Genomic DNA, 24648 nt, shown 5'->3' with positions numbered 1-24648 from the left:
GCGCGGGAGCGCACGTCGCCTGGGTTCGGGGCAGCGGAGGGGCGGTTACTTTGCGGGCTTGGGTGGGGGTTGGGCGGCCCAGATGCCGCGGACGTGGTGGATGTGTTGGGAGATGAGGGTTTCCACGCGTTTGCCGTCGCCGGCGAGGAGGGCGTCGAGGAGGTCGAGGTGTTCGCGGGCCGAGTCGGCCAGTGTGCCCTGGCGGTAGAGGGCGTCGAGGCCGTAGAGGCGGGCGCGGTTGCGCAGGTCACGGACGATGTCGACCAGGCGGGTGTTGCCGGCGAGGCTGAGGAGGCCGACGTGGAAGCGCAGGTCGGCGTCGACGTAGGCGAGCAGGTCGCCGGTCTCGGCGGCCCGCACGATCTCCTCGGCGATCGGCCGGAGCCCCTCCAGGTCGGCGGTGGCGGGGTTCTCGGCGAGTTTGACGACCGTGGGCACCTCGATCAGCCGGCGCAGCTCGGTCAGCTCGTCGAGGTCCTGGTCGGACAGGGCGGTCACCCGGAAGCCCTTGTTGCGCACCGCCTCGACCAGGCCCTCCTTGGCGAGATCGAGCATCGCCTCGCGCACCGGCGTGGCCGACACGCCGAACTGCGCGGCGAGCACGGGAGCGGAGTAGACCACCCCCGGTCTCATCTCACCCGTGATCAGGGCGGCCCTGAGCGCGTCGGCGACCTGCTCGCGCAGGCTTTGCCGTTCACCCACCATCGGAAGGTCGAGCCGGTCCTCCGCCGAAGGCGCCATTTTTCGGGGTTCTTTCTCTCGTCGGGTCCTTAGCGCGCGGTCCACGCCTCGTAGGCGGCCACCGCCACCACGAGGTCCTCCCAGGCCATGCCCACGCTTTTGAAGAAGGCGGGCCCCGCTCCGCGCGTCACACGCCCCCTGACCAGCTCGGCGAGGTTCCCGGCGAGGTGAGGTGTGGTGATGCTACCGCCGCGCAGAGGAATGATCAGGTCGCCCGCCTCCGCCAGGGCGGCCGACCGCGACTCGACCACCACGGTGGACCGGGCCACGAGGGCGTCGTCGACCTCGCGTGCCTCGGGCTCGTGGGAGCCGACGGCGACGACCGTCGCGTCGTCGCGGGCGAGCCTACCGGGGAAAAGCGGCTCACGGGCGGTAGTGCAGCACGCGATCAGTTCGGCCTCCGCCACGGAGTCAGCCGTGCCCGGCTCGGCGTCGACGCCGAGCGCCCGGCACGCCTCGACGGCGGCGGCGACCCGGGCGGGGGCGCGGCCGACGACGGTCACGCGTTCGACGTCCCGCACGGCGCGGAACGCCTCGACGTGCCCCACCGCCTGCGGCCCGCACCCGAAGACGGTCATGGTGCGGGAGTACGGCAGAGCCAGCGCGTCCACGGCCACGGCCGATACGGCGGGCGTGCGCAGCGTGGTGAGCGCGATGCCGTCGATGAAGGCCAGGGGCGTGAGGGTGCCGCCGTCGAGCAGCACATAGACGGCCTGGATGCGGGGCAGGCCGCGGGCCGGGTTGTCGGGCGCGACCCCGACCACCTTGATCCCGACGTAGCGTCCCGCGTGGGCGGGCATCATGAGCACCTGCCCGGCGGGCACCTCGGCCGCCGCCCGCGGGGGCGTCTCCTCCGGGTCGAGCCCGGCGAGCAGCGCCTCACGCACCACCTGCACGGCGCGGCCCATCGGCACCAGGTCGCGCAGCGTCTCCCCGTCGAGGTAGGGCGGGCCGCTCACAGCAGGAACCCGTGCGGGAAGGGGTCGCGGGGGTCGAGGAAATATTGCGCGGTGCCCGTCACCCAGGCCCGCCCGCTGATCGTCGGCACGACGGCGGGCATGCCCCCGACGTCGGTCTCGCCGACGATCCGGCCGATGAAGCGGGTGCCGATGAACGACTCGTTGACGAAGTCGGTGTGCGGGGCGAGCTCGCCGCGGGCGTGGAGCTGCGCCATGCGGGCGCTGGTGCCGGTGCCGCACGGCGACCGGTCGAACCACCCGGGGTGGATCGCCATCGCGTGCCGCGTCAGCTTGGCGTCGGAGCCGGGGGCGATGAAGGACACGTGGTGTACACCTCGGATGCCGGGGTCCAGCGGGTGAATCGGCGTGTCATCGGCGTTGATCGCCTGGATGATCGCCATGCCCGCGTCGAGCATGGCCTGCCCCGCGGAGCGCTCGTAGGGCAGGCCGACCGCGCCGAGGGGCACGATCGCGTAGAAGTTGCCGCCGTAGGCCAGGTCGTAGGGCACCTGGCCGAGGCCGGGCACGGTGACGACGCGGTCCAGGGCGACGCTGAAGGAGGGGACGTTCTGGATCGTCACCGACACGGCGGCGCCGTCCTCCACCCCGACCTCGGCGACGACGAGCCCGGCGGGGGTGTCGAGCCGGATCGTGGTGACCGGCTCCACGACCTCGACCATGCCGGTCTCGACGAGCACGGTGGCCACGCCGATCGTGCCGTGGCCGCACATCGGCAGGCAGCCGGACACCTCGATGTAGAGCACCCCCCAGTCGGCGTCGGGCCTGGTGGGGGGCTGGAGGATGGCGCCGCTCATGGCCGAGTGGCCGCGCGGTTCGTACATCAGCAGGGTGCGAATGTGGTCGAGATTCGCCATGAAGTGCTCGCGGCGTGCGGCCATGGTCGTCCCGGGGATCACGCCGACGCCGCCGGTGATCACGCGGGTGGGCATGCCCTCCGTGTGGGAGTCAACGGCGGTGAAGACCCGTTTTGTCCTCATACCATCCTTCTCCTGTGAACCTTTTCCCGGGGAGCCGCCGCCCGAGGGGCGGTGCCCCGCGGGCCGGACTCAAGCTCATTCCGTCCGGCCCGCTTACCACCTTAGGCACCGGTATCGCCGTTTGGATCAACACAGCTCGGATCACCGCAGATCATGTCATTTCAGCCCGGCGGCGAGCACCTTCTCCGTCGCCGCCCGCACCGCCGCCTCCCGCTCAGGCGGCAGCGGTCCCCGCGGCGGGCGGCACGGCCCGCCCGGCAGGCCCGCGATGTCCATCGACAACTTGATGGCCTGCACGAACTCGGTCTTGGAGTCCCAGCGCAGCAGCGGGTGCAGAGCCCGGTAGAGCGGCAGCGCCACCTCCAGGTCCCCCGCCGTCGCGGCGCGGTAGAGCGCCACGCACGACTCGGGCAACGCGTTCGGATAACCGGCTACCCAGCCGACGGCCCCGGCCAGCGCCAGCTCCACCAGCACGTCGTCGGCCCCCACCAGCAGGTCGAGGCCGGGCGCCTGCTCGGCGATCTCGTAGGCCCGCCGTACATCGCCGCTGAACTCCTTGACCGCGACGATCGATCCCTCGTGGAAGAGCTTGGCCAGCAGGGGCGGGGTGAGGTCCACCCGGGTGTCGTGCGGGTTGTTGTAGGCCACGACCGGCACCCCCGCGCGGGCGACCTCCCGGTAGTGCTCCACGACAGCCGGCTCGTCGGCCCGGTAGGCGTTGGGCGGCAGCAGCATCACCGCGCCGCACCCGGCCTCGGCGGCCCGCTCCGCCCACCCTCTGGCCTCCCGCGCCCCGTAGGCCGCCACTCCGGGCATGACCCGCTCGCCGCCCACCGCCGCCACCGCGGTCCGCAGCACCTCGGCCCGCTCGTCCGGGGTGAGCGTCTGGTATTCGCCGAGCGAACCGTTGGGCACCACGCCGTCGCATCCGGCGGCGACCATCCGCCGGCAGTGCTCGCCGTAGGCGTCGTGGTCCACAGACAGGCCGGGCTTCAGGGGAAGGGCGGTCGCCACCATCACACCGCGCCAGGGGGTCGTCGTCATGGGCACTCCTTGGGAGAGGGGGCGTGTCAGGGGCGTTCGGCGTCTCCGCTCGCGAGGGCGCCGAGGCGGATCGGCTGGGCGACCGGGCGGCTGGGGGTGACCAGGGCGGGGTCCTCACCGGACAGGCAGGCCACGGCGTAGCCGCACATGCGCCCCTGGCACCAGCCCATGCCGGGCCTGGCCAGCAGTTTGACCGAGCGGGCGTCGGTGGCGCCGAGGGCGAGGGCCTCACGCACGCGGGAGTACGGAACCTCCTCGCACCTGCACACGAGCGTGTCGCCGGCCAGCCAGGCACGCCAGCCGTCGCGCACCGGGTAGGCGTCGCGCAACGACCTGGCGAAGGCGGTGAGCCGGTCGGCGAGGCGGGACAGGCCGGGGTCGGGGCGCGGTCCGCGGCCGAGGTCGGCCGCTGCGGCCCGGCCGGCGACGCGCCCCTCCACCTCGGCGAGGTCGGCGCCGCCGACGCCGGTGGTCTCCCCCGCCGCGTAGACGCCGGGCACGGAGGTGCGGCGTCCCGCGTCCACCGCGACAGCGGGCCCCGGGCCGAGACGGCAGCCGAGCTGCACGGCCAGCTCAAGCTGGGGCACGAACCCATATCCCACGGCGAGCGCGTCACACTCGATCTCCACGAACCCGCCGGCGGGCCGCCACGCGGCGTCCACCCGGGCCACGGTCACGTGGGTCAGCCGGTCGCCGCCGCGGGCGGCGATCACGGCCCGCCGGCCCCGGTAGGGGATGCGGTGTTCGAGCAGGCTCCTGCCGTATTCAGCGGCCTCGGCGAGCCTGCCGGGACGGCGCAGCAGGGCGAGGGCGGGGGCGCGCAGCGGGCCCGCCTCGAAGACCCCGGCGACGCGGGCGCCCGCCCGGGCCAGGGAGGCGGCCACGGGCAGCAGGAACGGGCCGGTGCCCGCAACCACGATCCGCCGCCCGGCGAGCACCCCGCCCTTGAGCAGCGCCTGCGCGCCGCCCGCCGTCATGACGCCGGGAAGATCCCACCCGGGGAACGGCAGAGCCAGGTCGTGCGCACCTGTGGCGATGAGCAGGGCCCGCGCCCCGACCGCGACGGGCCGCTCGTCCCTGGTCCCGGCGAGGCAGTGTACGGCGAAGCCGGGCGGGCGGCGTTCCACGCTCCAGACGCGGTGTTCGAGGAGCACCTCGACGCCGGAGGCGAGACCCCGGCGGAGTGCCTTGAGCCTCGCGGGCTCCTCGCCGGGCCGGTGCCGGTAGAACTGCCCGCCGAGGCGGGGGCCCGCGTCGAGGAGCACCACCGACAACCCTTCGCGCGCCGCCGCGGCGGCGCCCGCCAGCCCTGCGGGGCCGCCGCCGATCACGGCCAGGTCGTAGTCCGGTGCCTGCTCATCCATCGGGGCTCCCCTCGGCGCGGATCACGTCAGGGCCGGAGGTCACGTCGTCCCCGGCGCGAGCCTCGGTCAGGCAGGCGCGGAGTGAGGGGCGCCCGTTGACGGTCACCAGGCAGTCGAAGCAGGCGCCGATGCCGCAGAACAGGCCTCGCGGCCTCCCGGCGTACCTCGTGGTGCGCCACGACACGATTCCGGCCGCGTGGAGCGCCGCGCCGATGGTCTGGCCGGAGGCCGCGGGCACGGGGGTGCCGTCGAAGGCGATCTCGAACTCGGCTGTCATGCGAACCTCCCCGGGCGGAACGGCGTGAGGTCGAACGGGACGGCGCCGCCGGTGAGGAGCCGGGCGACGAGGTGGCCGGTCGCGGGGGCCAGGCCGACGCCGGCGCCCTCGTGGCCGCAGGCGTGGAACAGGCCGGGGGTGTGCGGGTCCTCGCCGATGACGGGCAGGTGGTCGGGGGTGTAGGGGCGGAAGCCGCAATAGGTGCGGATGACGTGGCGATCGGCGAGGCCGGGGAAGAGGGCGACCGCCTGGGCGGCGAGCGTGCGCAGCGCCGGGACGGACGGGGTGCGGTCGAAGCCGACGCGTTCGCGGCTGGCGCCGATGAGCACGGTGCCCGCCATGGTGCTCTCCACGACCGCCGAGGTGGCGAGGGCGGCGGAGTCGTCGGACACGTCGGTGATGTAGGCAGCGGTGTAGACCTTGTGCCTGATCCTCGGGGTGACGAGGGGTTCGGTGACGAGGATGAAGCCGCGTCTCGGCGCCACGGGGAGTTCGGTGCCCGCCATGGCGGCGATCTCGCCGCCCCAGGTGCCCGCGGCGTTGACCACGGCGCCGGCGTGGATGTCGCCGCGCTCGGTGCGCACGCCGGCGACCCGGTCGCCGGCGCGGAGGAGCCCGGTCACCTCGGTGCCGGTCGCGAGGCGGGCGGCGCCGCGGCGCGTCGCGCGGGCGAGCAGGGCGGCGGTGGCGAGCATCGGCTGCACCTGGGCGTCCTGCGGGTAGAACACGCCGCCGGCGAGCTTGGGGGTGAGGTCGGGCTCGATCTCGCGGGGGTCGGCGGCGACGCTGTGCTCGACCCCGCTCTTGGCCTGGCAGGACGCGAAGTCGGCCAGCACGCTCATGGTCCCGGCGCTGCTCGCGACGACCAGGCCGCCCTTGGGTTCGTATTCGGCTGCGAGGGCGCAGGGTCCGGCCGGGTCGGTGAGCTCGCGCCAGAGTGTGGCCGACAGCAGGGCGAGGTCGAGTTCGGGGCCGGGTTCCTTGTCGGACACGAGGATGTTGCCCTCGCCTGCGCCGGTAGTGCCGGAGGCGACGGGGCCCCGGTCCACGACGGTGACGGTCAGCCCGGCCTCGGCGGCGTAGTGGGCGCAGGCGGCGCCGACGATGCCCGCTCCGATGACCACGACGTCCGGCATTCGCACCTCCGCATCGGTAATATGTCACATGTCGCACCGCCCGGACAACGGAGGGAGTCAAGGCGATCGTCCCCGTCCGGGCGGCCCGCCACGCGGACACCGGCGTCACTTCCCCGGGCACGTCACCCGGCCTGCGCCGACTCCCCCGAATCACCGCCGGGCCCGCGCTCCGCCCCCACGGTGATCGTTTCTTCCCCGGGACGCTGCAAACCAGCCGTTCACCCGCGCACCCGGGCCGTGCGCGTAACCGGGCACGCGGAGGAAGGACCACCCCACCCGGCACCTACGATGAATCCCGTGAGCCGCCTGACTGACCGCCTCCGTGCCTTTCACATGAGCTACTGGGCCCCCACCGTGCGCACCATGCACCGGTGGGCCCTCGTCGCGGTCATCGCCAACGCCGGCATCACCGTCACGGGCGCCACGGTCAGAGTCACCAAGTCGGGCCTCGGCTGCCCGACGTGGCCGACCTGCACCCCCGACAGCCTCATCCCCGTGGCCCACCCCGAGCACTCGCCGATCAACATGGCGATCGAGTTCGGCAACCGGATGCTGACCTTCGCGGTGCTCTTCACCGCCCTCGCCTGCCTCCTGGCCGCCATACGGCTCCCGCAGCGGCGCACCAGTCTGGTGGTCCTCGCCTGGCTCCAGCCGGTCGGCGTCGCCTTCCAGGCTTTGTGGGGCGGTCTCGTGGTGCGCACCATGCTCAACCCGGTCACGGTGAGCGTGCACTTCGTGGCCTCGATCGCCCTGGTGGCCGCCTGCTGGGCCCTCTACGCCCGCGCCGGCGAGGGCGACGGGCCGGCCAAGCCCCTCGTGGCGCCCGCCGCGAGGGTGATCGGCTCCCTGCTGATCGTCGCCGTGCTCACGGTCGTGCTCGCCGGGGTCGTCACCACCGGCACCGGCCCCCACTCGGGCGACGTCGCGGCCAGCCGCTTCGACTTCGACCTCGAGACCGTGGCCCGCATCCACGGCACCTCCGTCTACGCGGTCGTCGCCCTCACGGCGGGGCTCTGGCTCGTCCTGCGGGCCACGGGCGCCCCGGCCCGTGCCGTGCGCGCTTCGGCCGTCCTCTTCGGCGTCGTGCTCGCCCAGGGGGCCGTGGGTTACCTGTCGTGGTTCCTCGCCATCCCGGCCTACCTGGTGGCGCTGCACGTGCTCGGCGCCACGCTGGTGTGGATCGCCACCCTGAACGCCTTCACGTCCCTGCGCGTCCGGGGCCCCCTCGCCACGGCCCCGACCGACGTCCTCGTGGCCACCTCGCGCGGCTCCTAGCGCCGGTCGAACCACTCCCTCGCCTCGGGGTGGAAGAGGCACACCCCGACGGCGGCGAGGAGCACCACCCTCGCCAGGTCACCGATGTTGACGGAGTCGAGCAGGCCGATCCCCTGCACGAGCAGCAGCAGGCCGTGGAAGATCAGGATGGCGATCCTGACCCACCTCTTCCGCGAGACATGGCATGCCACCGCCGCGGCGAGCAGGATCGCGGCATAAACCCCGGAGGCGATGATCACGGTCATCGCACCGCCGTACACACCGTCTTCCAGACCGTCCGGCCGGGCCGACAGCTCCCCGAAAATGAAGCCGAACATGATGAGCGCCACCGTCGCCAGCGCGAACTCGACCCACAAGAGCTTCCTGGCGATCCTGACCACTCGCGGCATCTGCTTGACGTCGTAGGTCCCGTGCAACGAACACCTCTCCTAGAAGACCAGAGACTCGACACCGGATCCCGCGGATGGAAACCCCCGCCCACCGAGATGAACGAAGGGCCCCCGATCCACCGGGAAGCGGAGCGTGAACGTCACCACGCGCCCCGTTATAGCCCGATGTCAAAGAGCTCGCCACACGAAATACGACTAACGCCGCCCCACCCCCATCACACGCCCAATAATGGCACCTCCCCCAAAATAGATCCACATTTCCTCCAGCCGCCGGGGTAGCGGCTTCCAGCTCGCATCACCCCTCCCCCACCGGAGTCGTGCGCGGGGTCGGGCAAGATCGGTCATGATTGGGGGGGAAATGTCGGCCACTCCCCCGCTGGGGGTGAGGTGTGATCTGGTGGGAGATATGGGGAAATTTCGGTTGCCACTCCCCCGGTCGCGGCGAGGGTTTCGGCGGGCGTATCAAGGGGCTGTGCTTGTCAGTCTGATCGCGGTCGCGCCGATTACCTGGGCCTGGCTCACCAGTGCGCCCTACCGGGTCACGGTGGACGAGGGGATGCGCTGGATGGACGCGGTGCCGGCCACGCAGGTGGCGCTTGTGCTTGGGGCCGGGGTCAGGGAGGGGCAGCCTACCTCGATGCTGGCCAGGCGGCTCGACATCGCCGCCGATCTCTACCAGGCCGGCAAGGTGAAGGCTCTGCTGCTGTCGGGGGACAACAGCAGGGTCGGCTACGACGAGCCCACGGTGATGCGTGACTACCTGGTGGCGCGGGGCATCCCGGCCGGGGTTCAGGTGCTCGACTACGCGGGGTTCGACACGTGGGACTCGTGTGTGCGGGCGCGGCAGGTGTTCGGGGCGCATGAGCTCACCGTCGTGACCCAGGCCTTCCATCTGCCCCGGGCCGTCGCGCTGTGCCGTACGGCGGGGCTCTCGGCGTTCGGCGTGGGCGACGACTCGGCCAAGGTGCGGGCGGCGCTGACCTACTCCTACGCGGTGCGGGAGTTCCCGGCGGCGGCCAAGGCGTTCCTGGACTCGGTCGTGTTCCGCGCCGAGCCCCGTTTCCCCGGGCCCAGGGAGACCTCCCTGGAACGTGTCCTCGCGGGGGCTGAGCCGTACTAGATCAACGATCGAACCAGACGCGGGCCTCCTCGCGGCTGAGGCTGACCACGATGCCGGCCAGGATGGCGATCCTGGCGACGACACCGAGCGTGATGCCGCTGAACAGCCCGATCACCTCGAGGACCAGCAAAATGCCGTGGAGCACAAGGACGGCGATCCTGACCCAGCTCTTCCTGGACTTGAGGGCCAGCGCCGACGCCAGAACGAGGGCGACGAGGGCGAAGGAATAGCCGAGCACCCACACGATGCCGCCGGTTATGCCGGCCACCTCAAGCTGGGCGTCGTCCGCCAATTGGCTGACGGCTATGGCGACGAGAACGAGCCCTAGGACACCTAGCGCGAACTCTATCCATAACAGGACACGAGCAAGTTTTACCGACTGCGGCATCCCCTCGACGCCGGGCGACTCATGCATGGAACACATCCTCCTGGCAGGACGGAAATCACCTAAACCCATGCGATGAAGAGTCGCACCAGCTCCCACCACTGGGGTGAGCAGCAACGACACGTCGGCGGCGGGGCGAATCCACCGCAGCCACGCGGCAAGTCCGACTCAAATTGTCGTAGGAAATACGACTTCTCTGGATACACCCCCACTACACCGCAATAATGACACCTCATTTGCAACAGATCCATAATTCGCCGGATCAATAAGGTGACGAACCCCTACCCCCGCGTCAGACCGACGGGGTGCCCCACGGGTTGGTCGCGCGGTCGGCGTGGACCGGGAAGCGGGCGCGGGCGGATTGCATGCACTGGAGGAGGGCCTCCTGCTCGGCGCGGAACGCCTGTTCGCCGATCATGCCGCGGGCGGCGCGTTCGTGGAGGAGGCCGAGTTCGGTGGCGGCGAGCTGGTAGTCGCCCATGGCGTGCAGTCCCTCCCTGCCGCCGTGTTTCCTGGCCCACTGGCGGGCGAGGCGGCGGCGGGAGAGGGCCGACAACATGTGCACGTCGGAGGGGTTGACGAGGCGGGTCGGCGCATAGGCGGGCAGGTAGCGCTGGATGAGGGCCACGATGCGTCTTCTGTCACGCAGGACGACGCCGATCACCGTGATCAGCACCATCATCAGGACCAGGTAGGCGAGGGCGAGCCCGCCGAAGCCCCCGTAGGAGGCGAAGCCATTCCAGATGCCGTGGAGCAGCATCGCCCCCAGCCACCCGAGGAAGATCAGGAACGCTCGCTGCCCCTTGCGCCGCTGCGCGGCGTAGGCGACGGCGATGCCGATCATGGAGGTGAACAGCGGGTGCGCGAAGGGCGAGAGCACGCCGCGCAGCACGACGGTGACGGCGAGCCCCTGGGCGCCGAGGTCCTGGAGCGCGCCGATGTAATAGCTGACGTTCTCGCTCATGGCGAACCCGAGACCGACCATGCCGGCGTAGATCACGCCGTCGGTGGGCCCGTCGAGCTCCTGGCTGCGCCACTTCAGCAGCCCTAACAGCACCAGGCCCTTCATCGTCTCCTCGACCAGCGGCGCCCCGAAGGTGGCGGCGATGTTGCGCGCGCTGGTCGCCGAGAGCTGGGCTGCCTCCCCGATGTAGTGGAGGTTGAGGGAGTTGACGAGCCCGGCCACGAGGACCGCGACGCCCGCCCCCCACGCGAAGGCGAAGGCGAGGTTGCCGCGCGGCTCGGGCTCCATGCGGTCGAGCGCGAGGACGGCGGCCAGCAGGACCGGGACGGGGGCGATGGCGAGCGAGAGCGCGATGAAGAACTGCACCGGCTCGCCGTTCAGGATGTCGAAGGACAGCGACACGAGAGCGCAGATGCCCGCGATGACAAGCCCGGCGATCAGGCTGACGGATGGGCGGTCCTTGAACACCCAGCGCGGATCTCGGCTCGTCATGCTGTGACTGTAACCGATCTAGCACGAGGTGTCCCGAGGCGTGAACGCTCGGTCACCATGGGGCCACCGTACGGCAAGTCCCTCGCAACCTCTGCGACATCTCGTGCGACGCCTGTGACGATCCGCGCTGCTTGTCAGACAAGCAGCGAGTCGATCGCGACGGCCAGGAAGAGCAGCGACAGATAGGCGTTCGACCAGTGGAAGAAGCGCATCGGCCGCAGATCGAGCCCCCGGATGCCGGCGTTGTGGCGGCGCAGCAGGCGGTGGACCTCATACAGGCAGACCGCGCCGAGCACGCCGGCCACGGCCGGGTAGAGCAGCGTGGTGCCGGCGACGGGCCACAGCAGCAGGGAGCAGAGCACGGTCGCCCAGGTGTAGGCGATGCACTCGATCAGGACGCGGCGCTCGGTGGCGACCACGGGCAGCATCGGCACCTTGGCCGCGGCGTAGTCCTCCTTGTAACGCATCGCGAGAGTCCAGGTGTGGGGCGGCGTCCAGAGGAACACCACGCCGAAGAGCACCAGCGGGGTCCAGTCCAGGCGCCCCGTGACACCGCTCCAGCCGATCATCACGGGCATGCAGCCGGCGATGCCGCCCCAGACGATGTTCTGAGCGGTGCGCCTTTTGAGCAACAACGAATAGACGAGGACATAGAAAAGGATCGCGCTGAGCGACAGACCTGCGGAAACCCAGTTGACCGTCAGCCCGAGGCCAAGGGTCGAGAGGGCTCCCAAAACTATGCCAAAGATCAGCGCGGCGTGGGGCGAGACCTGATCCCGGGCGAGCGGGCGGCGGCGGGTGCGCCGCATGGTCGCGTCGATATCCCGGTCGATATAGCAGTTCAGCGCGTTCGCGCTGCCGGCGGACAGGGTGCCGAACACCAGGGTGGCCACGGCGGGCCAGAGGGGCGGAAGACCGCGCGCGGCCAGGAACATCACCGGCAGAGTGGTGATGAGCAGCTGCTCGATGATCCGCGGCTTGGTCAGCGCGATATATGCCTTGACGAGCCCGCCGATCGAGCGGGACTCCACTTGGGGGCGCGCATCCGACGCCGTCCCTGGTGGAACCGTCGATGGCTTGTTCGTGAGCACCGTCAAGGTGCTTCCAGCACGTGCGGGGTCAACGCGTAACCTCTGATTAGAGCGGATCGGCGAACGCCGACTCAGGCGGCCTTTGCGAAAATCACTTTAGTGGGGGCCGTGGCCGGTCCCGGCACTGGGGGCTTGGCCGCCTGGCGAGGAGGCTGCTAAATGCGCTGTTCAGAGCCGTGCGGACAGGTGCGCGGCGAGCGATGCCCACAGGCGCGCGGACGGTGCAGGATAAGCGCTGTGCGCCTACAGGTCACGCCACGATAACGGGGACGTTCCGTTAGGGTCCGGTGTGGGCGGGAATGCCACATCGGTGCCATCACCACAATCTAGATCCGGAGAGCCAGTTGAGCAGCGAACTCGTGCCAGCCCTTGAGTGGGACGACCTCGACCGGCAGGCGGTCGACGTCGTCAGGGCCCTGGCGATGGACGCGGTGGAGAGGGCGGGATCGGGGCACCCCGGCACCGCCATGAGTTTGGCTCCCGCCGCTTACCTACTTTTCCAGCGCATCATGCGCCACGACCCGACCGACCCGACATGGGCCGGGAGAGACAGATTCGTGCTGTCGTGCGGTCACACCAGCCTGACGCTTTACATTCAGCTCTACCTGTCGGGCTACGGCCTCTCCCTTGAGGACCTCAAGTCTCTCCGGCAGTGGGAGAGCCTGACCCCGGGCCACCCCGAGCACGGCCACACGGCAGGCGTGGAGACCACCACGGGGCCGCTCGGCCAGGGCATCGGCAACGCGGTCGGCATGGCCATGGCGGCCCGCCGCGAGCGCGGCCTGTTCGACCCGGAGGCGGCGCCGGGGTCGAGCCCCTTCGACCACCACATCTGGTGCTTCGCCTCCGACGGCGACATCGAGGAGGGCATCAGCCACGAGGTGTCGGCGCTCGCCGGGCACCAGAGGCTCGGCAACCTGACCGTCGTCTACGACGACAACCGCATCTCGATCGAGGACGACACCCGCATCGCCCTGTCGGAGGACGTGGGCAAGCGCTACGAGGCCTACGGCTGGCAGGTGATCAGCGTCGACTGGACCGCCACCGGCTCATACGCCGAGGACGTCGAGGCGCTGCACCAGGCCCTTGAGGCGTCGCGCGCCGAGACCGGGCGGCCGACGCTGATCAAGCTGCGCACGATCATCGGCTGGCCCGCCCCCACCAAGCAGAACACCGGCAAGATCCACGGTTCGGCCCTCGGCGCCGCCGAGGTGGCCGCCACCAAGGAGATCCTCGGCATGGACCCGCACGTCGCCTTCGACGTGCCCCAGGACGTGCTCGCCCACGCCCGGCAGATCGTCGAGCGGGGCCGTACGGCACGAGCCGAGTGGGACAAGACCTTCGAGAACTGGCGGCAGGCCAACCCCGAGCGCGCTGCCGAGTTCGACCGCATCAGCGCCCGCGCGCTTCCGCTGGGCTGGACCGAGGCTCTGCCGTCCTTCGAGACGGGCAAGGAGGTCGCCACCCGCAAGGCGTCGGGTGAGGTGCTGAGCGCGCTCGCGCCGGTGCTGCCCGAGCTGTGGGGCGGCTCGGCCGACCTCGCCGACTCCAACAACACCACGATGAAGGGCGAGCCGTCCTTCATCCCCGAGGAGTTCCAGACCAAGGAGTTCCCCGGCAACCCCTACGGCCGCACGCTGCACTTCGGCGTCCGCGAGCACGGCATGGGCGCGATCCTGAACGGCATCGCCCTGCACGGCGGCACCCGGCCCTACGGCGGCACCTTCCTGGTGTTCTCCGACTACATGCGCCCCGCCGTCCGCCTGGCGGCGCTCATGAAGCTGCCGGTGACCTACGTGTGGACGCACGACTCCATCGGTCTCGGCGAGGACGGCCCGACCCACCAGCCGGTCGAGCACCTGTGGTCGCTGCGCGCGATCCCGGGCCTGGACGTGGTGCGCCCGGCCGACGCCAAGGAGACCGCGGCCGCCTGGCAGATCGTGCTGGAGCACAACGACCGCCCCGCGGCGCTGGCGCTCACCCGGCAGAACCTCCCCGTCTACAGCGGCACCGGCGACACCGCCAAGGTGCGGCGGGGCGGCTACGTGCTGGAGGACGCCTCGACCGGGCAGCCGGAGGTCGTGATCATCGGCACCGGCTCCGAGGTCTCGATCGCCGTCGAGGCCCGTGCCGTACTCGAGGGCAAGGGCATCCCGACGCGGGTCGTGTCGATGCCGTGTGTCGAGTGGTTCCACGCGCAGGAGCCGGCCTACCGGCAGACGGTCCTGCCGCCCACCGTTCACGCGCGTGTCGCGGTGGAGGCGGGAATTGCGCTGGGCTGGCGTGAGTTCGTAGGGGAGCACGGGGAAGTGGTGAGTCTGGAGCACTTCGGTGCTTCGGCTCCGTATAAGACCCTGTTTGAGCAGTTCGGACTCACCGCCGAGCGTGTGGTCGCCGCCGCCAAGGCGAGCCTCGCGAAGGCCGGTTCCGAGGCGGCCGACAAGGGCGAGACGACGGGAAACTGATCATGAGTGAGATTCTGAGAAAGCTCTCCGCCCACGGGGTGTCTCTGTGGCTGGACGACATCAGCCGCGAGCGCCTGCGCACCGGCAACCTGGCCGAGCTGATCCGTGACAAGAACGTGGTGGGCGTCACCTCCAACCCGACGATCTTCGCGAACGCCCTCAGCAAGGGCGACGCCTACGCCCCGCAGCTCCACGACCTGTCGGTGCGCGGGGTGGACGTGGGTGAGGCGGTGCGCCTGATCACGACGTTCGACATCCGGTGGGCCGCCGACGTGCTGCGCCCGGTCTACGACACCACGGGGGGCCTGGACGGCCGGGTGTCGATCGAGGTCGACCCGAGGCTGGCCCGCGAGACGGACAAGACCGTCGCCGAGGCCCGCGCGCTCTGGTGGATGGTCGACCGGCCCAACCTCTACATCAAGATCCCGGCGACGCTGGAGGGCCTGCCCGCGATCACACAGGCGCTCGCGGACGGCATCAGTGTCAATGTCACCTTGATCTTCTCGCTGGAGCGCTACCGTCAGGTCATGGACGCATGGCTGACCGGTCTTGAGCGGGCCGCGCAGGCCGGTCACGACCTGTCCGCCGTCTCGTCGGTGGCGTCGTTCTTCGTGAGCCGGGTCGACAGCGAGATCGACAAGCGGCTGGAGGCGATCGGCACCCCCGAGGCACTGGCGCTGCGCGGCAAGGCCGCGGTCGCCAACGCCCGGCTGGCGTTCGCCGCGTTCGAGGACGTCATGGCCTCCGAGCGCTGGCAGGCGCTCGCCGCGCGGGGGGCGCGCCCGCAGCGGCCGCTGTGGGCCTCGACCGGCGTGAAGAACCCGGACTACTCCGACACCCTTTATGTGGACGAGCTCGTCACGGCGGGCACGGTCAACACGCTTCCGGAGAAGACCCTCACGGCGGCGGCCGACCACTCCAGCGTCGACGGCGACACGGTCCGCCCCTTCTACGAGCAGGCCTGGAACACGATGGCCGCGCTCAGGGAGATCGGCATCGACTACGACGACGTCGTCAAGGTGCTGGAGGACGAGGGCGTGGAGAAGTTCGAGGCGTCCTGGATCGAGCTTCTCGACACCGTCGCGGCAGAACTCAAGAAGGCCTGACACAGTACCAACACCTGACAAACCTGGGGGTTTGACGGACATGTCGGTAACTTTCGGTGACGACGAGGTGGCCGGAAAGGCCGCCGAAGCCGCCCGTGAGCTCGCCGCCGAGGGGGTGCCGCAAGCCCTCGCGTCGGGGGACTCCACCCTGTGGGGTCCCTCGGCCGAAGCCGAGGCGGCCATCCGGCTCGGGTGGCTCAACCTGCCCCTCACCAGCCGGGAGCTGATCCCCGAGATCACCAACCTGGTGGAGAAGGCGCAGGCCGAACATCTTGACCACGTGGTTCTGGCGGGGATGGGGGGATCATCCCTGGCGCCCGAGGTCATCACGGCCACGGCCGACGTGCCGCTGACCGTGCTCGACACCACCGACCCCGGACAGGTGCTCCGGGCCCTCCGGGACCGGCTGGAGCGCACCATCGTCGTCGTCGCCAGCAAGAGCGGCGGCACAGTGGAGACCGACAGCCACAGGCGCATCTACGAGCAGGCCTTCCGCGACGCCGGCATCGACCCGGCCGACCGCATCGTGGTCGTGACCGACCCGGGCTCGCCGCTGGAGCAGCTCGCGATCGACTCCGGCTACAACATCATCCTGGCCGATCCCAACGTGGGCGGCCGCTACAGCGCCCTGTCGGCGTTCGGGCTCGTGCCGAGCGCCCTGGCCGGGGCCGACGTGGTGTCGCTGCTCGACGAGGCCGCAGACGTACACCCCCTTCTCGGGGAGGGCGAGGGCAACCCCGGACTGGAGCTCGGGGCCGCGATCGGCGCCGCGGCGCTGGCCGGACGGGACAAGCTGCTGCTTGAGGACGCGCTGTCGGAGATCAACGGGCTGCCCGACTGGATCGAGCAGCTCATCGCCGAGTCCACCGGCAAGCAGGGCCTGGGAGTCCTGCCGGTCGTCGGGGCCGACCCGGGCGGGGCCGGCGACGAGCTGGTCGCCGTGATCGGCACCGGCGACGGCGACTTGCGCGTCGAGGGGCCGCTCGGGGCGCAGTTCCTCATCTGGGAATATGCCACGGCGATCGCCGGGCGCCTGCTCGGCATCGACCCGTTCGACCAGCCCAACGTGGCCGAGTCGAAGGCCAACACCAATGAGCTGCTGGCCGCGGCGGGCGAGGGCCCGCTGCCGGTCGGGCAGCCGCTGCTGACCGACGGTCCCGTCGAGGTGTACGGCGAGCTGCCCGGCAACCCGAAGGACCTGTCGGACGTCCTCACCATCCTGCTGAACCAGGTGCCCGGCGAGGGCTACCTCGCGATCATGGCATATCTGGACCGGCTGGCGGCCTTCGACATCCCAGTGGCGGAGGACGCCTCCTTCGACGAGATGGCCGACGCCTGGACCGCCGCCGACCCGGCCACCCTGCGGGCGCTGCTCGCGGTGCGCACCGACCGGCCGGTGACCTTCGGCTGGGGCCCGAGGTTCCTGCACTCCACCGGGCAATACCACAAGGGCGGGCCGCAGAACGGCGTGTTCCTGCAGATCACCGGAGCCGTCGCGGAGGACGTCCCGGTGCCCGGCAAGCCCTACACCCTCGGCAGGCTCCAGCTCGCCCAGGCCCTCGGCGACCTCGGCGCGCTGACCGGGCGCGGGCGGCCCGCGGTCCGCCTCCACCTGACCGACCGGGTGGCCGGCATCGCCCACCTGCTACACGCCGCGCGAGAGGTGTGACCGCGATGAACAAGGACAGGCACGTGCCCGAACAGGCCGGGCCCGTCGAGGAGGCCGCTCTTCTTGCGCGGTCCCCCGAGGGCGTCACCCGCCCGGAGGAGTCGATGGCGGTGGCCGCCTCGGTCGCCGGCACCGCGACCACCATGCAGGCGGCCCTCGCCAACCCGCTGCGCGACCCGAGGGACAAACGTCTCCCCCGGGTCGCGGGGCCCTGCGTGCTGGTGCTGTTCGGCGTCACCGGCGACCTGGCGCAGCGCAAGCTGCTCCCGGCGATCTACGACCTCGGCAACCGGGGGCTGCTGCCCCCGGGCTTCTCCCTCGTGGGCTTCGCCCGGCGCGACTGGGCCAACCAGGACTTCGCACAGCTCACCCACGACGCCATCAAGGAGCACGCCCGCACGCCGTTCCGCGAGGAGGTGTGGAAGCAGCTCGCGGAAGGCATCCACTTCGTGCCGGGTGAGTTCTCCGACGACGACGCGTTCGACAAGCTGGCCGACGCCCTGGCCGACATCGACCGGCGGCGCGGCACCGGCGGCAACTACGCCTTCTACCTGTCGGTGCCGCCGAAGTTCTTCCCCGTGGTGGTGAAGCAGCTCCAGCGCACCGGCCTCGCCGACGCGCCCGAGGGCTCCTGGCGCCGCGTCGTGATCGAGAAGCCCTTCGGCCACGACCTGGCCTCCGCGATGGAGCTCAACACCATCACGAGCGCGGTGTTCCCCGAGGAGTCGGTGTTCCGCATCGACCACTACCTCGGTAAGGAGACCGTTCAGAACATCATGGCGCTGCGGTTCGCCAACAACTTGTTCGAACCCATCTGGAACCGCGGCTACGTCGACCACGTGCAGATCACGATGGCCGAGGACATCGGCATCGGCGGCCGGGCCGGCTACTACGACGGCATCGGCGCGGCCCGCGACGTGATCCAGAACCACCTGCTCCAGCTCCTCGCCCTCGTCGCCATGGAGGACCCGACCTCCTTCGACGCCGACGCGCTGCGCCGCGAGAAGGAAAAGGTGCTCAAGGCCGTACGGCTGCCGCAAGACCTGGGGTCGTCCACCGCACGCGGGAAATACGCCGCCGGGTGGCAGGGCGGCGAGCCCGTCGTGGGCTACCTGGAGGAGGAGGGCATCCCCGCCGACTCCATCACCGAGACCTACGCGGCCATCAAGCTGGAGATCGCCAACCGGCGGTGGGCGGGTGTGCCGTTCTACCTGCGCACCGGCAAACGTCTCGGCCGCCGGGTGACCGAGGTGGCCGTGGTGTTCCAGCGGGCGCCGCACCTGCCGTTCAGCAAGGACGACACCGAGATCCTCGGGCAGAACGCGCTGGTGATCCGGGTGCAGCCCGATGAGGGCATCACCGTACGCTTCGGGTCGAAGGTGCCCGGCACGGCGATGGAGGTGCGGGACGTCTCGATGGACTTCGCCTACGGCGAGTCGTTCATGGAGTCCTCGCCCGAGGCATATGAGCGGCTGCTGCTGGACGTGCTGATCGGCGACCCGCCCCTGTTCCCGCACCAGCGTGAGGTCGAGTTGTCGTGGCTGATCCTCGACCCGATCGAGGACCACTGGGCGACGCAGGGGCAGCCGGAGGACTACCCGGCGGGGAGCTGGGGACCGCCGTCCTCGGACGCGATGATGGCCCGCGACGGCCGGGTCTGGAGGAGGCTCTAAAGTGACCAGCTTCACGATGAGCGGCACGAACGCTTCGAAGATCTCCTCGATGCTGACCCACCTGCGGCACCAGATGGGCGCTCCCGCCATAGGGATGGTGCTGACGCTCGTGGTGGCGTGCGACGAGCGCACGCAATACGACGCGGTGCGCGCCGCCACCGAGGCCGCCCGCGAACACCCCTCGCGCATCCTCGTCGTCATCGCCCGCGAGGCCGAGGAGCCGAGCCGGCTCGACGCCGAGCTGCGCGTCGGCGAGGCCACGCCGGGTGAGCTTGTGCTGCTGCGGTTGTACGGCGAGCTGCGCAAGCACGCGGAGTCCGTGGTCAGCCCGCTGCTGCTGCCCGACACGCCCGTCGTCGCCTGGTGGCCGGGCGAGGCCCCCGAAGTGCCCGCCGAGGACCCCCTCGGCCGCCTCGCCCAGCGGCGCATCACCGACGCCAAGGCCGCCCCCGACCCGGTGGCCGCCATCGCCTCCCGCGCCGGGGGCTACGTCGACGGCGACACCGACCTCACCTGGTCGCGGCTCACCTCGTGGCGCAGCCTGCTCGCCGCCGCCTTCGACCAGCCCGTCGGCCCCGTGACGGGCGGCGTCGTCGAGGCCAAGGCCGGCCACCCGAGCGCCCCCCTGCTCGCCGCGTGGTTGTGCGAACGGCTCAACGTGCCCGTCGAGGTGAGGGACACCGCGGGTCCCGGGCTCACCGCCGTGCGGCTGACGCTCCAGGACGGCGAGCTCGCCGTCACCCGTTCCGACGCCCGCCTGGCCACCCTCGCCAAACCCGGGCAACCCGACCGGCGTGTGGCGCTGGCCAGGCGCTCCACCTCCGAGTTGCTCGCCGAAGAGCTGCGAAGACTCGACCCCGACGAGGTCTACGAGGCGGCCGTCCGGCGGCTCGCCCTAGACAGGAGTTCAACGTGAGTGTTCCGCATGTCCTTGTGCACCGGGATCCCTCGGTGCTGGCCGACGCCGTCGCCGCGCGCCTCATCACGCGCCTCGTCGACGCTCAGTCGGCCAAGGGGCACGCCTCGGTGGTGCTGACCGGCGGCACCATCGGCATCGCCGTACTCGCCTCCGTGGCCGCCACGGCCGCCCGCGACGCCGTCGACTGGCGGCGGCTCGACGTGTGGTGGGGGGACGAGCGGTTCCTGCCCGCGGGGGACTCCGAGCGCAACGAGACCGGCGCCCGCAAGGCCCTTCTCGACCACGTCGACCTCGACCCGGCCCGGGTGCACGTCATGCGCGGGCCCGACTCCGGGATGACGGCCGAGGAGTCGGCCGACAGTTACGTCTCGGAGCTGCGGGCCGCGGCCCGCCCCGAGGACCACGGCCCGGTCCCGTCGTTCGACGTGATGCTGCTCGGCATGGGCCCCGACGCCCACGTGGCCTCGTTGTTCCCCGGCCACCCGGCCTTGTACGACGAGCGGCCCGCGGTCGCGGTGCACGGGTCCCCCAAACCGCCGCCCACCCGCATCTCCCTGACGTTGCCTTCGCTTCAGGCTGCTCAGGAGGTCTGGGTCGTGGCCGCCGGGGCGGAGAAGGCCGGGGCGGTCCGGCTGGCTTTGTCCACAGGCGCCGGGGTGGTCCAGGTTCCCGCGGCCGGGGCGCGGGGGCGGCGGGGCACGTGGTTCCTGCTGGACCGGGCCTCGGCTTCCGAACTTCCGCCGGATCTGTCGCGGGCCGCCTCCCCTTGACCGTTTGAACCTGCGGCCCCACCGGGTGACTTCCGGTGGGGCCGCAGGCTTTTCCGGACCGACGGCGACCGCCCCGCATGGGGCCGCAGGCTTCCGGGCCGGCGGTGGCCGCCCCGCACTACGTGCGGGCTACCTCGTCGATCTCGGCCAGGATCGCGGCCTTGCTCGTGGCGTCGAGCGAGGCGGCGTTGACCGCGTTGCGGGCCAGGGCGGCGAGTTCGGTGCGGCCGAGGCCGAAGGCATCGGCGACGACCTGATACTCGCGGGTGAGGGTGGTGCCGAACATCGGGGGGTCGTCGCTGTTGAGGGTGACGTAGAGCCCCTCCTCCAGGAGGCGGGGCAGCGGGTGGGCGGCCAGGTGGGGGACCTGCTGGGTGCACACGTTGGAGGTGGGGCAGACCTCCAGGGGGATCTGGGTCTCCCTCAAGTGCGCGACAAGGTCGGGGTCGTCGAGGCAGCGGATGCCGTGGCCGATGCGCTCGGCGCCGAGGTGGTTGACGACCTCCCAGATGGTCTCGGGCCCGCTCATCTCACCGCCGTGGGGCAGGCTGCGCAGACCGGCGGCGCGGGCGGCGCGGAAGGCGTCGCGGATCTCGTCCCGCATCGCGGGACGGTCCTGTTCGATGCCGGCCAGGCCGAAGCCGACGAGGTTGGCGGGCGGGGCCTGGAGAGCGTGGTCGAGGGTGCCCCTGGCGGCGGCCCCACCCCATTCGGCGGGGATGTCGAAGATGTAGCCGACACGCACACCGTGGTCGCGCTGGGCGTTGGCGGCGGCGATGTCGAGCGCCCGGGTGATCTCCTCGACCGGCATGCCCATGCGCTGGTGGGAATACGGCGTGACGGTCAGTTCCACGTATCGCACGTTCTGCACGGCCAGGTCGGCGGCGGCGCCCTCGACCAGGAGGGCCACATCCTCGGGGTCGCGCACGAGGTTGTTGACGGCCTCGTAGACCTCGGCGAAGTGCGGGAAGTCGCGGAAAACGTAGAACTCGCGGAGTTCCTCCTCGTTCTTCGGCACCCGGCTGTCGGGGTGGCGATTGGCGAGGGCGAGTACGGTCCCAGGGGAGGCGGAACCGACCAGGTGAACGTGAAGTTCGACCTTGGGAAGTGCGGCTGCGAAGGAATCGATGGACGTCATGAGGGGACGATAGGACGATTTATCGGTGGATCGGTATGGGGAAGCAGCGAAACTCACATAAGTACGTCAAGTTACGAAATGTACGGCACAGCCCGCGTGAGCTGTGCCGTACTCCGCGGGCTTACTCCGGCAGGATCTCCACCACTCCCCGCGCCCCGTCCACCCGCACCCGGTCCCCCGTCCGCAGCCGGGTGGTCGCGTTCCCGCACCCCACCACGGCGGGAATGCCCAGCTCACGGGCGACGATCGCGGCGTGCGACAGGGGCGCGCCGACGTCGGTGACGACCGCCGCGGCGCGGGGGAACAGCGGTGTCCACCCGATGTTGGTGACGGTCGTGACGAGGATCTCGCCGGGCCGCAGGCTCTCGCCGTCCTCGACGGAGGCGACGACCCGGACCGTGCCCGTCACGACTCCCGCCGCCCCGGGGAAGCCCGCCACCTCGCCTGTGGAGGGCAGTCGCACATCTTCGTGGTAGACGTCCACCCGGCGCTCGGGATCGGCGGCCCACCGGAACGGGTCGAAGCGGCCCTTGACGACCACGGGGTAGGCGGGCAGCGCCCGATAGCGCTCGTAGACGGCGCGGCGGGCGGCGATACGCGCACGGTCCGCCGCGTCGGTCCCGCCGCCGAGCCGGGCGAGGATCTCGTCCACGGTCAGGAAGTAGACGTCCCCCGGCCGCTCGCCGGTGCTCAGCCCGGTCAGCACCCCCGCGCGGACGACGAAGTCCCGCAACACCCAGAAGGTACGGATCACCTCGGACCTGGTCGCCTCCCGCCCGTGCGCGGCGCGGCTCCACCGGGCGGCCTGGCGGCGCAGGCGGCCGACCTGACGCGGATGGTCGCGTTCGAGGCGCCGCCAGGCGGCGGCCCTGGCCCGCCGGCGCTCGGCGAGGAGTTCGTCGGCTCCGGCGACCTCGGCGAGCCCGGCGAGTTGCCGGTCGATCCACGCGGGGTCCTCGGCCGGGCGGGGACGCGACACCTCGAACTCGTTGTCGGACCGGTGTCCGTAGGCACGCGCGTATTCCTCGCGGCTCAGCTCCCCCTTGGCCACCTTGGCGAGGCCGACGACCGGCCCGAGGCTGGCCAGGGTGCCGCCGTCGCCGCGGTTGCCGCTCAGGAGGAGGACGGCGTCGGCCTCGCCTGCGAGGCGCGTCATCTCCCGGTGGGCGGCGCCGAGGGCGTCGCCGTCCCGGCGCGAGCCCGCCTCCAGCATGTGGCAGCTCAGCCGGAAGTAGCCGGCGATCTCACCTTGCCAGAGGGCGGCCAGTCCGGCGGGTGTGGTGGTGGCGGCGACGCGTCCGCGCAGCTCCTCGCACCGGCGGGGCGCTTCGGCGAGATATGCGGGCATCCTCTTGGCGTTGGCGCGCAGGCGGCGGGCGAGCCGTACGGCATTGGGGGCGACCTCGCGGATCAGCTGCCATCGGGACATCTCGATATACGGCAGCTCGACTCCGGGGGGAATCTTGCCGAGCACCTGCTCGATGGTGCTCTGCAGGCGTCCGGCCCCCATGCCAAGGGTTCTGGTGATCGAGGCGGTGACGCTGATGTTCATATAGAAACGTCCGCCGATGATGCCGTACAACCGGTGCCCTGCGAAGCTCGGCATGGACATGACCGTGTTCATGAACATCTGGACCAGAGACCACGTGCACGGCGTCATGACCTCCGGCAGCGCCTCCCCCAGGTTGGTGCTGGTCCACAGGTAGGTGCCGTGCAGGCTCTCGTTCCACTCCCCCTCGTCGGCGGGGCCGGTGACGGGCCTGGCCTGGACGACGGCGAACCGTCCGCCGGCCCGGGTCCACTCCACGTCCATGGCCATGCCGTACAACTTCTCGATGCGCCTGCCGAGTGCGGCGAGCTCCGCCGCCTCCGCCGCGGTGAGCACGGCCCGGGTGCGGAGATCGGCGGGGACGGGCGCCTCGCGGGTGCCGCCGGCGTCGCGGACGGTCATGACCCGCTTGTCGGCGATCGTTGCGGTGACCGCGTCGCCGACGGTGTAGGTGTCGGGGGTGACATGGCCGCCGACGAGGGCCTCGCCGAGGCCCCAGGCCGCATTGATCACGACGTGGTCCCGCGATCCGGTCACGGGGTCGGCGGTGAAGAGCACTCCGGCCGCGTCGGCGTCGACCAGCTCCTGCACGACGACGGCGAGGGCCACGTCGCCGGGGCTTATGCCGTACCGGCCCCGATAGTCGACGGCGCGGGCGTTCCACAGGGAGGCCCAGCAGCGGCGCACGGCGGCGAGCAGCGCGTCGTCCCCGCCGACGTTGAGGAAGCTGTCCTGCTGGCCGGCGAAGGACATGCCGGGGAGGTCCTCGGCGGTGGCGGAGGAGCGCACCGCGACGACGGGCCGCCCGCGTACGGCATAAGCCTCGATGACCGCCTCGGCCACCTCGGCGGGCATCTCACCCGCGGCGAACCGGGCGGCGATCTCCTCTTCACCGCCGTCGGTGGAGATGGCGTTCTTGGCGACGAACGCCCGATATGCGGCTGTCGTCACGTGGAAGCCGCCGGGGACCGGCAGGCCGGCGGCGGCCAGGCGTGCCAGGGAGGCGCCTTTGCCCCCTGCGGCGGCGAGGTCGGCGCGGGGGTCGTCGAGATCCAGCACATAAGGGCCCATCGCACACCTTCCGACTATGGCCCTCGGGGGCCGTCGGGCTTGGGGGCCGTCGG

At 71.3% G+C, this 24648-nt stretch carries 21 protein-coding genes; 8 read left to right on the top strand and 13 right to left on the bottom strand.

The genetic code is table 11. From position 1 onward, the window contains the following. Positions 1-45: 45 nt before the first annotated feature. The 7 genes from Ssi02_RS33600 to Ssi02_RS33570 form a co-directional block, all read right to left on the bottom strand. A complete protein-coding gene (locus Ssi02_RS33600; protein WP_204031618.1) occupies positions 46-741 on the bottom strand; it encodes a GntR family transcriptional regulator in 696 nt (231 codons plus the stop codon). Between the two features lie 29 nt (positions 742-770). Continuing rightward, positions 771-1700 carry an ornithine cyclodeaminase family protein gene (locus Ssi02_RS33595; protein WP_204031617.1) on the bottom strand — a complete coding sequence of 310 codons (930 nt, stop codon included), beginning with the start codon at positions 1698-1700 and terminating at the stop codon, positions 771-773. Then, complete coding sequence (locus Ssi02_RS33590) at positions 1697-2698, bottom strand: proline racemase family protein (protein ID WP_204031616.1); 1002 nt, start codon at positions 2696-2698, stop codon at positions 1697-1699. Before Ssi02_RS33590 ends, Ssi02_RS33595 begins: the two co-directional genes overlap by 4 nt. 156 nt (positions 2699-2854) lie before the next feature. After that, complete coding sequence (locus Ssi02_RS33585) at positions 2855-3742, bottom strand: dihydrodipicolinate synthase family protein (RefSeq protein WP_204031615.1); 888 nt, start codon at positions 3740-3742, stop codon at positions 2855-2857. 26 nt (positions 3743-3768) lie between these two features. Then, a complete protein-coding gene (locus tag Ssi02_RS33580) occupies positions 3769-5106 on the bottom strand; it encodes an NAD(P)/FAD-dependent oxidoreductase (RefSeq protein WP_204031614.1) in 1338 nt (445 codons plus the stop codon). Then, a complete protein-coding gene (locus tag Ssi02_RS33575) occupies positions 5099-5383 on the bottom strand; it encodes a (2Fe-2S)-binding protein (RefSeq protein WP_204031613.1) in 285 nt (94 codons plus the stop codon). Before Ssi02_RS33575 ends, Ssi02_RS33580 begins: the two co-directional genes overlap by 8 nt. Continuing rightward, entirely contained in the window at positions 5380-6519 is a 1140-nt protein-coding gene (locus tag Ssi02_RS33570; RefSeq protein ID WP_204031612.1) for an NAD(P)/FAD-dependent oxidoreductase, read from the bottom strand. Before Ssi02_RS33570 ends, Ssi02_RS33575 begins: the two co-directional genes overlap by 4 nt. A 288-nt stretch (positions 6520-6807) precedes the next feature. Between Ssi02_RS33570 and Ssi02_RS33565 the strand changes: the two genes are divergently transcribed. Continuing rightward, positions 6808-7794 carry a COX15/CtaA family protein gene (locus Ssi02_RS33565; protein WP_204031611.1) on the top strand — a complete coding sequence of 329 codons (987 nt, stop codon included), beginning with the start codon at positions 6808-6810 and terminating at the stop codon, positions 7792-7794. Here Ssi02_RS33565 and Ssi02_RS33560 read toward each other — a convergent pair. Beyond that, positions 7791-8210 carry a hypothetical protein gene (locus tag Ssi02_RS33560; protein WP_204031610.1) on the bottom strand — a complete coding sequence of 140 codons (420 nt, stop codon included), beginning with the start codon at positions 8208-8210 and terminating at the stop codon, positions 7791-7793. The genes Ssi02_RS33565 and Ssi02_RS33560 overlap by 4 nt on opposite strands. A 445-nt stretch (positions 8211-8655) precedes the next feature. Between Ssi02_RS33560 and Ssi02_RS33555 the strand changes: the two genes are divergently transcribed. Beyond that, a complete protein-coding gene (locus tag Ssi02_RS33555) occupies positions 8656-9303 on the top strand; it encodes a SanA/YdcF family protein (protein WP_239130222.1) in 648 nt (215 codons plus the stop codon). Position 9304: 1 nt separating this feature from the next. Here Ssi02_RS33555 and Ssi02_RS33550 read toward each other — a convergent pair whose 3' ends face one another. From Ssi02_RS33550 to Ssi02_RS33540, 3 genes are all read right to left on the bottom strand, one after another. Next, positions 9305-9718, bottom strand: coding sequence for a hypothetical protein (locus tag Ssi02_RS33550; RefSeq protein WP_204031608.1), 414 nt, complete (start codon positions 9716-9718; stop codon positions 9305-9307). Positions 9719-9980: 262 nt separating this feature from the next. Then, the gene (locus Ssi02_RS33545) at positions 9981-11144 is read right to left on the bottom strand and encodes a PrsW family intramembrane metalloprotease (RefSeq protein ID WP_204031607.1); all 1164 of its coding nucleotides are present in this window, start codon (positions 11142-11144) and stop codon (positions 9981-9983) included. Positions 11145-11278: 134 nt separating this feature from the next. Beyond that, the gene (locus tag Ssi02_RS33540; protein WP_275410781.1) at positions 11279-12241 is read right to left on the bottom strand and encodes a heme o synthase; all 963 of its coding nucleotides are present in this window, start codon (positions 12239-12241) and stop codon (positions 11279-11281) included. Positions 12242-12657: 416 nt separating this feature from the next. Here Ssi02_RS33540 and tkt point away from each other — a divergent pair, with 416 nt between their 5' ends. From tkt to pgl, 6 genes are all read left to right on the top strand, one after another. Beyond that, on the top strand, positions 12658-14700 hold the full coding sequence (gene tkt / locus Ssi02_RS33535) for a transketolase (RefSeq protein WP_239130226.1): 2043 nt from the start codon (positions 12658-12660) through the stop codon (positions 14698-14700). 2 nt (positions 14701-14702) lie between these two features. Then, on the top strand, positions 14703-15806 hold the full coding sequence (tal, locus tag Ssi02_RS33530; protein WP_204031604.1) for a transaldolase: 1104 nt from the start codon (positions 14703-14705) through the stop codon (positions 15804-15806). Between the two features lie 40 nt (positions 15807-15846). Continuing rightward, on the top strand, positions 15847-17475 hold the full coding sequence (locus Ssi02_RS33525; protein ID WP_204031603.1) for a phosphoglucose isomerase-related protein: 1629 nt from the start codon (positions 15847-15849) through the stop codon (positions 17473-17475). 143 nt (positions 17476-17618) lie between these two features. Beyond that, positions 17619-19148 (top strand): glucose-6-phosphate dehydrogenase, encoded by a 1530-nt coding sequence (zwf, locus tag Ssi02_RS33520; RefSeq protein WP_204031624.1) that lies wholly within the window; start codon positions 17619-17621, stop codon positions 19146-19148. A 1-nt stretch (position 19149) separates the two neighbouring features. Next, a complete protein-coding gene (gene opcA, locus Ssi02_RS33515; RefSeq protein ID WP_373870233.1) occupies positions 19150-20064 on the top strand; it encodes a glucose-6-phosphate dehydrogenase assembly protein OpcA in 915 nt (304 codons plus the stop codon). Continuing rightward, entirely contained in the window at positions 20061-20837 is a 777-nt protein-coding gene (gene pgl / locus Ssi02_RS33510) for a 6-phosphogluconolactonase (protein ID WP_204031602.1), read from the top strand. Before opcA ends, pgl begins: the two co-directional genes overlap by 4 nt. 118 nt (positions 20838-20955) lie before the next feature. On the opposite strand, the gene add is transcribed toward pgl, so the two are convergent. Together add and Ssi02_RS33500 are read right to left on the bottom strand one after the other, a co-directional pair. Next, positions 20956-21975 (bottom strand): adenosine deaminase, encoded by a 1020-nt coding sequence (add, locus tag Ssi02_RS33505; RefSeq protein WP_204031601.1) that lies wholly within the window; start codon positions 21973-21975, stop codon positions 20956-20958. Between the two features lie 121 nt (positions 21976-22096). Then, positions 22097-24595 carry a PEP/pyruvate-binding domain-containing protein gene (locus tag Ssi02_RS33500; protein WP_204031600.1) on the bottom strand — a complete coding sequence of 833 codons (2499 nt, stop codon included), beginning with the start codon at positions 24593-24595 and terminating at the stop codon, positions 22097-22099. Positions 24596-24648: the final 53 nt, after the last annotated feature.

The sequence above is a fragment of the Sinosporangium siamense genome, from assembly GCF_016863435.1.
Lineage (GTDB): Bacteria > Actinomycetota > Actinomycetes > Streptosporangiales > Streptosporangiaceae > Sinosporangium > Sinosporangium siamense.
Note: the sequence above shows the minus strand (reverse complement) of the source record. Positions and strands in the feature narration are given on the sequence as shown.

Excerpts from the sequence above, each read along its gene's own strand:
- Ssi02_RS33545 (WP_204031607.1), bottom strand. The coding sequence starts at position 11,144 with ATGACGAGCCGAGATCCGCGCTGGGTGTTCAAGGACCGCCCATCCGTC.
- Ssi02_RS33580 (WP_204031614.1), bottom strand. The coding sequence starts at position 5,106 with ATGGATGAGCAGGCACCGGACTACGACCTGGCCGTGATCGGCGGCGGC.
- Ssi02_RS33600 (WP_204031618.1), bottom strand. The coding sequence starts at position 741 with ATGGCGCCTTCGGCGGAGGACCGGCTCGACCTTCCGATGGTGGGTGAA.
- tkt (WP_239130226.1), top strand. The coding sequence starts at position 12,658 with ATGGACGCGGTGGAGAGGGCGGGATCGGGGCACCCCGGCACCGCCATG.
- Ssi02_RS33565 (WP_204031611.1), top strand. The coding sequence starts at position 6,808 with ATGAATCCCGTGAGCCGCCTGACTGACCGCCTCCGTGCCTTTCACATG.
- zwf (WP_204031624.1), top strand. The coding sequence starts at position 17,619 with ATGCAGGCGGCCCTCGCCAACCCGCTGCGCGACCCGAGGGACAAACGT.
- Ssi02_RS33525 (WP_204031603.1), top strand. The coding sequence starts at position 15,847 with ATGTCGGTAACTTTCGGTGACGACGAGGTGGCCGGAAAGGCCGCCGAA.
- tal (WP_204031604.1), top strand. The coding sequence starts at position 14,703 with ATGAGTGAGATTCTGAGAAAGCTCTCCGCCCACGGGGTGTCTCTGTGG.
- Ssi02_RS33575 (WP_204031613.1), bottom strand. The coding sequence starts at position 5,383 with ATGACAGCCGAGTTCGAGATCGCCTTCGACGGCACCCCCGTGCCCGCG.
- add (WP_204031601.1), bottom strand. The coding sequence starts at position 21,975 with ATGACGTCCATCGATTCCTTCGCAGCCGCACTTCCCAAGGTCGAACTT.
- Ssi02_RS33590 (WP_204031616.1), bottom strand. The coding sequence starts at position 2,698 with ATGAGGACAAAACGGGTCTTCACCGCCGTTGACTCCCACACGGAGGGC.
- Ssi02_RS33550 (WP_204031608.1), bottom strand. The coding sequence starts at position 9,718 with ATGCATGAGTCGCCCGGCGTCGAGGGGATGCCGCAGTCGGTAAAACTT.
- Ssi02_RS33585 (WP_204031615.1), bottom strand. The coding sequence starts at position 3,742 with ATGACGACGACCCCCTGGCGCGGTGTGATGGTGGCGACCGCCCTTCCC.
- Ssi02_RS33570 (WP_204031612.1), bottom strand. The coding sequence starts at position 6,519 with ATGCCGGACGTCGTGGTCATCGGAGCGGGCATCGTCGGCGCCGCCTGC.
- Ssi02_RS33500 (WP_204031600.1), bottom strand. The coding sequence starts at position 24,595 with ATGGGCCCTTATGTGCTGGATCTCGACGACCCCCGCGCCGACCTCGCC.